Genomic DNA, 7,156 nt, shown 5'->3' with positions numbered 1-7,156 from the left:
ACTCCTGCCCGGCGCCCAAGTAGCGCGGCAAACAAACGATTCCGGCGCAGTTGACTTTACCCGAAGGGCACTGCGCCGGAATCGTTTGTTTGCCGCGCTACTTGGGCGCCGGGCAGGAGTCGTCCAGTTTGGCGAGGCCCGCCAGCTTCTGCAGCCGGCTGCGGTTGTCCAGGCAGGCTTGGTACTGCGCCTCGGCCGCCTTCTGCTGGGCCTGCGCCGCCGCCTTGCTGCGCTCGGCCTGGAGCTGGGCCACACGCTCGCGGATTTGCGGCATCACGGCCAGCGCGGCCTTCTCGCCTTCCACGATGGCATTGGCGCGCTGGCTGAAGTCGGCGGCGCCAATGTCGAGCACCTGGGGGCGGATGATCACGTCGGCCCGCGCCAGCTCGGCCTGGCCCAGCTTCTGGCCCATGATGGCAATCGACTGGTTCAGCGCGCCCAGCATGTTGCCCGGCGTCTGGCCCCGGGCCTTGTTGGAGATGTCCACGGCAATCACGATGTCCGCGCCCAGCTGGCGTGCGGCATCCACCGGCACGGGGCTCACGATGCCGCCATCCACAAAGTGGTATTTGCCGATGGTGACGGGCTGGAACACGCCCGGCACGCTGCTCGATGCGCGCACGGCCTGGCCGGTGTTGCCGCGCGCAAACACGGTGCGCTCGCCGTCTTCCAGCCGGGTGGCCACGACAACGAAGGGCTTGGCCATCTGCTCCAGCGGCTTGCGGCGCACCTGCTCGTTCACATAGTCTTCGAGCTTCTGCCCCAGCACCAGCCCGCCAGATGACAACTGCAGGTCGCGGATCTTGGCTTCATCCAGCGCCACGGCTTTTTCCTGCATTTCAAACGCGTTCATGCCACTGGCATACAGCGCGCCCACCACGCTGCCTGCGCTGGTGCCCGAGACCACGGCGGGCGCCAGGCCATTGGCCTCCAGCATCTTGATCACGCCAATGTGCGCAAAGCCCTTGGCCGCGCCTCCGCCCAGGGCGATGCCGATGCGGATAGGGGGCGTGGTGGATGGGGTCGCTGCGACCGGTGTGGCGTCACCCGCCGCTGGCTGGGTCGGTGCTGTGCCGCCGCATGCGGCCAGACCTGCTGCGGCCCCAAGGGCCAGAAGGCGCAAAAGAATGGTCAAGCGCATGCCGGGTGATCCTGCTGTCGTCCAAACGGGGCGGGCAGTATAGCGGGAGGGTGTCGAGTCACCAGTTGGTGGTGTCTTTTGCTCCTGAAAGAGGAGCTGCTTGCGCTTGGCATACAAGCGCCAGAGCCAACTACCGCCAGAAATCGCGGTGCAGGGCCGTGATCTCGTCTTGCAGTGCAGGCACCGGCCCAAGCACTTCGGTGGGGCGCAGGCCGCTCGCAAACACCGTGCGGCAAGGCAGGGACAGCGTGGGGTTCTCGGGGTGGTCGCCCGTCAGGGCGAGCAGGGCGGTTTCTTCGGCGCCATACAGCACGCGGCCGATGCCCGCCCAGTAGATGGTGCCTGCACACATAGCGCAGGGCTCGAAGGTAGTGACCAGGGTGCACTGGGCGAGATAAGCGCCGGGATAGTTGGCCGCCGCCGTGCGGGCCAGCGTGCTCTCGGCATGGTTCACCGTGTCGATGTTGCCCTGCTCGGCCAGCACCGTCTCGCCATCGGGCGCAACCAGCAGCGCGCCGAAGGGATGGCGGCCCATGTCCTTGGCGCGCTGGGCCACGGCGTTGGCGCGGCGCAGCAGCGTGGCTGCCTGGGCTTCGCTCAACGCCGTCGGGTTATTCACCTTGAGAACCCCGGTGCGCCCAACCCGTGGTGCGCTTTTCAATCCAGCTGAACAGTTCGTACATCACCATGGCCATGGCGCCCACCACCATCAGACCCGCAAAGGCCAGGCCCATCTGCATGGACGAGCCCGCGCTGATGAGCAGGTAGCCGATGCCTTCGTTCGCAGCGGTCATCTCCGACACCGTGGTACCGACAAAGGCCAGGGTGATGGCGACCTTGAGCGAGCCGTAGAAGTACGGCATGGAGCGCGGCAGGCCCACCTTGGTCAGCACGTCCCAGCGCTTGGCGCCCAGCACGCGCAGCACGTCTTCCAGCTCGGGCTCCAGCGTGGCGAGGCCGGTGGCGATGTTGACCATGATGGGGAAGAAGCTGATGAGGAACGCCGTGAGGATGGCCGGGCCCACGCCAATGCCGAACCACACCACCAGAATGGGCACAAAGGCGGCCTTGGGCAGTGCGTTGAAGGCCGTCATCAGCGGGTACACGGCGGCGTAGGCCAGGCGCGAAGAGCCGATCACAAAGCCCAGCAGCACCCCCACGACGATGGCGATGCCAAAGCCGGCCATGGTGACCCAGAAGGTGCGCCAGGCGTGGCCTGCGATGACGCCGCCAAACTCCACCAGCTGGGTGGCAATGGCCCAGGGGCTGGGGAAGATGAACTCGGAGACATTGAAGGCCGAACAGATGATCTGCCATAGCAGGATGGTGGCGGTCAGCAGCAGCCAGGGAGACCAGCGCTCGACGGTTTTCTTGTGCATGGGATGAGGCGCTTTCTTGTTATTGCTGGATGGGCGCGCCGGCTTTGCGCAGTGCGCCGATGTGGCCGCGCAGTTCGTGGACGATGTCGGTGAACTCCTTGGTGTAAGTCACCTCCAGGTCGCGCGGGCGGGGCAGCTCGATCTCTTTGCGCACCACGAACCGGCCGGGGCTCTTGCTCATCACATACACCGTGTCGGCCAGGAAGACCGATTCGCGCAGGTCGTGCGTGACCAAGATCACGTTGAACTGCTGCTCGGTCCACAGATCGCGCAGGATGCACCACAGCTCCTCGCGCGTGAAGGCGTCGAGCGCGCCAAACGGCTCGTCCAGCAGCAGCATCTTCGGCTCGTGGATCAGCGCGCGGCAGATGCTGGCGCGCTGCTGCATGCCGCCCGACAGCTGCCAGGGGAACTTGTCCTCATAGCCCGCCAGCCCCACCTTCTGCAGCAGCTTGCGGGCGCGCTCTTCGTATTCCTTGCGTTTTTGCTTGAAGTTGCTGCGGTAGGGCTCGACGATCTCGAGTGGCAGCAGCACGTTGTCCACCGTGGTGCGCCAGGGCAGCAGCGAAGGCGCCTGGAAGGCCATGCCCGAAACCTTGAGCGGCCCCGTCACCGGCTGTCCGTCGATGAGGATCTTGCCCATGGAGGGCATCTTCAACCCGGTGGCCAGCTTCATGAAGGTGGACTTGCCGCAGCCCGAGGGGCCCACGATGGCGATGAATTCGCCCTGGCGTACCTGCAGGTCGATGGCTTCGACCGCAAACTGGTTCTTGGCGCGCAGCTCGTCGTTGTAGGCAAGCCAGACGTCCCGGAAGTCCACAAAATAGTTGTCAGCAGCCTGCATGGAAGTCTTTGTGCTCATAACGGCTGCAAGCGCTAGTCAATCATGCGCCTGCAGCTATCAAATTAATAGTGTTTACTTCTTCGGCAGGATGTTCAGCTCGGCCGCGCTGGGCAGAAAGCTGGCGTTCCACACATCGTCGGCGTTCACGCGGGTCTTGGTGTTGAACGCATCCGATACCTGCGACGCCATCAGCGAGAGGCGTCCGGGCTTGAGCTGGCCAAAGCCTTCGGTGCGGGCGTCGGGGCTGTTGATCACCGTGTCGATGGCCAGCTGCAGGCGGCGGGTTTCGAGCGGCACGTTCACGATGCCGTCGCGCGCCTTCACGTATTCGATGGACGCAGCGGGGTTGGCAATGACTTCCTTGGCGCCCTTGGTGAAGGCCGACAGGAACGCCTTGATGGCGCCCGGGTTCTCCTTGATGAGCTTGGGGCTGGCGATGATCACGTTGCCGTACAGCTTCACGCCAAAGTCGGCATAGGGCAGCACCACCACATCGGCGGCCTCGGCGCCCCGGGCTTCCAGGTTGAGCAGCGAGGTGAAGGTGAAGCCGGTGATGGCGTCCACGTCGCCGCGCACCAGCATGGTTTCGCGCAGTGGGGGGTCCATGGCGGTCCAGGTCACGGCGCCGATGCCGTTGGCTTTCTGGAAGATGGGGAACGCGCGGCGGCCTGCGTCAAAAACGGGGGCGCCCAGCTTCTTGCCGGCCAGGTCGGCGGGCTTGGTGATGCCGCTCTTTTTCAGCGCCATGACCGAGGCGGGCGTGTTGTTGTAGACCACCATCACCGCCACGGGCTTGTTCTGCGCGTCGGGGTTGTTGGCGTGGAACTCCATCACCGCGGCCAGGTCGGCAAAACCCATGTCGTACGTGCCCGAGGCCACGCGCTGCACAGCACCGCCGGAGCCGTTGCCTGCATCCACCGTCACGTCCAGGCCTGCGGCCTTGAAGTAGCCCTTGGCCACGGGTTGCAGGAACAGCGCGGCGGGGCCTTCAAAACGCCAGTCGAGCTGGAACTTGATGGGCGTGGTGGCCTGCGCCTGGGCCAGCGAGGTGCTGCCGATCAGGGCCAGGGCGGCGGCAGTTTGCATGAACAGTCTTTTTTTCATTCGGGGCTCCTGTCGGGCGAGGGGAAATTCGGTGAGGGAAGGCACTGGCCCCTTTGATGGGCCATGGTCCTGCAGTCAGCAAAAACGATGCCCGGTTTGTGTATGCGGGTGCTTTGCTGCGCCCCATTGTTCACCGAAGTGGTGCGCGTCAGCATGCTGGGTTTCCCGAAATGGTGCATGCGCAGGGCGAGGGGTCGGCTTGCCCATGACAAACGGGGCCCAAGGGCCCCGTTGCAACGGTGTGTGGGCAGGCCTGCTCACGGCCTGCGCTCAGGTCAGCACGGCACAGCGCGCTCAGCGTGGCCGGGCGGCAGCGCTGGCCACGGCCAGGGCCGTCATGTTGAGCACCCGGCGCACGGTGGCGGCCGGGGTCAGGATGTAGGCCGTGGCAGCGGCGCCCATCAGGATGGGGCCCACCGTGACGCCACCGCTGGTGGTCGTCTTGAGCACGTTGTAGAGGATGTTGGCAGCATCCAGGTTGGGGCAGATCAGCAGGTTGGCCGAGTCCGTCAGGGTCGAATCCGCCATGTAGGCGTTGCGGATGTTCGGCTCCAGCGCGGCATCGCCGTGCAGCTCGCCATCACACTCGATCTCGGGGTGTGCGGCCACGAACAGGTCGCGCGCCTCGCGCATCTTGCGGGCCGATGCGCGCTTGGACGAGCCATAGCTGGAGTGCGACAGGAAGGCGACCTTGGGCGGGATGCCAAAGCGTTGCACTTCTTGCACCGACATCCAGGCGATGTCCGCCAGCTGCTGGGCCGTGGGGTCTTCGTTCACATAGGTGTCGGCAATGAACAGCGTGCCCCGGTTGGTCATCAGCGCGTTCAGGGCAGCGTAGTTGTGGGCACCTTCCTGGCGGCCGATGATGCTGTGGATGCGCTCCAGGTGCGTTTCATACGTGCCCACCAGGCCGCAGATCATCGCGTCGGCATCGCCCAGCTTGACCATCAGCGAGGCAATGATGGTGTTGGAGCGGCGCACGGCGGCCTTGGCCACTTCGGGCGATGCGCCGTTGCGCTTCATGAGCTGGTGGTAGTGCTCCCAGTACTGGCGAAAGCGCGGGTCGTCCTCGGGGTTGCACACCTCCACGTCCTTGCCCAGCTGCATGCGCAGGCCGGCCTTGGCAATGCGTGCGGCGATCACGGCAGGGCGCCCGATGAGGATGGGCTGGGCGATCTTGTCGTCAATCGCCATCTGTGCGGCACGCAGGGCGCGTTCATCTTCGCCATCGGCGTAGGCCACACGCTTCTTGGCATCTGGCAGGGCCTTGGCCGCGTTGATCACGGGGCGCATCAGCATGCCGGTCTGGTAGACAAAGCGCGACAGTGTTTCCTTGTAGGCCTCCATGTCTTCGATGGGGCGCGTGGCCACGCCGGATTCGGCAGCGGCCTTGGCCACGGCGGGCGCGATCTTGAGGATCAAGCGCGAGTCGAACGGCGTGGGGATGAGGTAGTCAGGGCCGAAAGTCAGCTCTTTGCCCGCATAGGCGCTGGCCACTTCTTCGCTGATGTCGGCCTTGGCCAGGTCGGCAATCTGGCGCACGCAGGCCAGCTTCATGGCTTCGGTGATCTTGGTCGCGCCGCAGTCCAGCGCGCCGCGGAAGATGTACGGGAAGCACAGGACGTTGTTGACCTGGTTCGGGTAGTCCGAGCGGCCGGTGGCGATGATGCAGTCGGGGCGGATGGCCTTGGCCAGCTCGGGGCGGATTTCAGGCTCGGGGTTGGCCAGGGCCAGGATGATGGGCTTGGGACCCATGGTCTTGACCATTTCGGCCGTGAGCACGCCGGGGGCCGAGCAGCCCAGGAACACGTCGGCGCCGTTGACCGCATCGGCCAGCGTGCGGGCGTCGGTCTTTTGTGCGTAGGCTGCCTTCGATTCGTCGTAGCCACCGGGGCGGCCTTCGTAGATCACGCCCTTGGAGTCGCACACAAAGATGTTTTCGACCTTCACCCCCAGGCCCACCATCACGTTCAGGCAGGCAATGGCGGCAGCCCCTGCGCCCGATACCGCGATCTTGACCTGGTCGATCTGCTTGCCCACGAGTTCCAGGCCATTGAGCAGCGCTGCGCTGCTGATGATGGCTGTGCCGTGCTGGTCGTCATGGAACACCGGGATGTTCATGCGCTTGGAGAGTTCGCGCTCGATGTAGAAGCACTCGGGTGCCTTGATGTCTTCGAGGTTGATGCCCCCGAGCGTGGGCTCCATCGCCGCGATGATCTCCACCAGCTTGTCCGGATCGCGCTCGGCCAGTTCGATGTCGAACACGTCTACACCTGCGAACTTCTTGAACAGGCAGCCCTTGCCTTCCATTACCGGCTTGCCTGAGAGGGGGCCGATGTCGCCCAGGCCCAGCACGGCCGTGCCGTTGGTGATCACGCCCACCAGGTTGCCGCGTGAGGTGTAGTCGAACGCCTTGGATGGGTCGGCCTGGATGTCGAGGCACGGGTAGGCCACGCCCGGCGAGTAGGCCAGCGACAGGTCGCGCTGGTTGGACAAAGGCTTGGTGGGGGTGACCGAAATCTTGCCCCGGGTGGGGTTGCGGTGGTATTCGCGCGCAGCGTCGCGCAGGGCCTGTTCGGCGGCGGAAATGTTCTGTGTCATGCGGAAATCCTGGAAGTCCTGGGCGGAAAGCGAAAACAAGGGTACCCGATGGCGTGGGCGGCGGACATGCAGGTTTATGCGTATGCA

General features: G+C 65.1%; 6 protein-coding genes. All 6 read right to left on the bottom strand.

The annotated features are described in order from the left end of the window. Positions 1 to 97: 97 nt before the first annotated feature. On the bottom strand, positions 98 to 1,141 hold the full coding sequence (locus tag DBR23_RS09590; protein WP_108498092.1) for a patatin-like phospholipase family protein: 1,044 nt from the start codon (positions 1,139 to 1,141) through the stop codon (positions 98 to 100). Between the two features lie 130 nt (positions 1,142 to 1,271). After that, entirely contained in the window at positions 1,272 to 1,760 is a 489-nt protein-coding gene (locus DBR23_RS09585) for a nucleoside deaminase (protein ID WP_255581635.1), read from the bottom strand. Continuing rightward, complete coding sequence (locus tag DBR23_RS09580) at positions 1,753 to 2,520, bottom strand: ABC transporter permease (RefSeq protein ID WP_056060732.1); 768 nt, start codon at positions 2,518 to 2,520, stop codon at positions 1,753 to 1,755. Before DBR23_RS09580 ends, DBR23_RS09585 begins: the two co-directional genes overlap by 8 nt. Before the next feature lie 19 nt (positions 2,521 to 2,539). Continuing rightward, positions 2,540 to 3,364 (bottom strand): ABC transporter ATP-binding protein, encoded by an 825-nt coding sequence (locus DBR23_RS09575; RefSeq protein ID WP_056060735.1) that lies wholly within the window; start codon positions 3,362 to 3,364, stop codon positions 2,540 to 2,542. Positions 3,365 to 3,436: 72 nt separating this feature from the next. Beyond that, positions 3,437 to 4,468 (bottom strand): ABC transporter substrate-binding protein, encoded by a 1,032-nt coding sequence (locus tag DBR23_RS09570; protein ID WP_108498090.1) that lies wholly within the window; start codon positions 4,466 to 4,468, stop codon positions 3,437 to 3,439. 294 nt (positions 4,469 to 4,762) lie between these two features. Continuing rightward, a complete protein-coding gene (locus DBR23_RS29615; RefSeq protein WP_158276444.1) occupies positions 4,763 to 7,069 on the bottom strand; it encodes an NADP-dependent malic enzyme in 2,307 nt (768 codons plus the stop codon). Positions 7,070 to 7,156 lie beyond the last annotated feature (87 nt).

The sequence above is a fragment of the Acidovorax sp. HMWF018 genome (assembly GCF_003061035.1).
Lineage (GTDB): Bacteria > Pseudomonadota > Gammaproteobacteria > Burkholderiales > Burkholderiaceae_C > Acidovorax > Acidovorax delafieldii.
This window is presented reverse-complemented; position numbering and strand designations above follow the sequence as displayed.

Excerpts from the sequence above, each read along its gene's own strand:
- DBR23_RS09575 (WP_056060735.1), bottom strand. The coding sequence starts at position 3,364 with ATGCAGGCTGCTGACAACTATTTTGTGGACTTCCGGGACGTCTGGCTT.
- DBR23_RS09590 (WP_108498092.1), bottom strand. The coding sequence starts at position 1,141 with ATGCGCTTGACCATTCTTTTGCGCCTTCTGGCCCTTGGGGCCGCAGCA.
- DBR23_RS09570 (WP_108498090.1), bottom strand. The coding sequence starts at position 4,468 with ATGAAAAAAAGACTGTTCATGCAAACTGCCGCCGCCCTGGCCCTGATC.
- DBR23_RS09580 (WP_056060732.1), bottom strand. The coding sequence starts at position 2,520 with ATGCACAAGAAAACCGTCGAGCGCTGGTCTCCCTGGCTGCTGCTGACC.
- DBR23_RS29615 (WP_158276444.1), bottom strand. The coding sequence starts at position 7,069 with ATGACACAGAACATTTCCGCCGCCGAACAGGCCCTGCGCGACGCTGCG.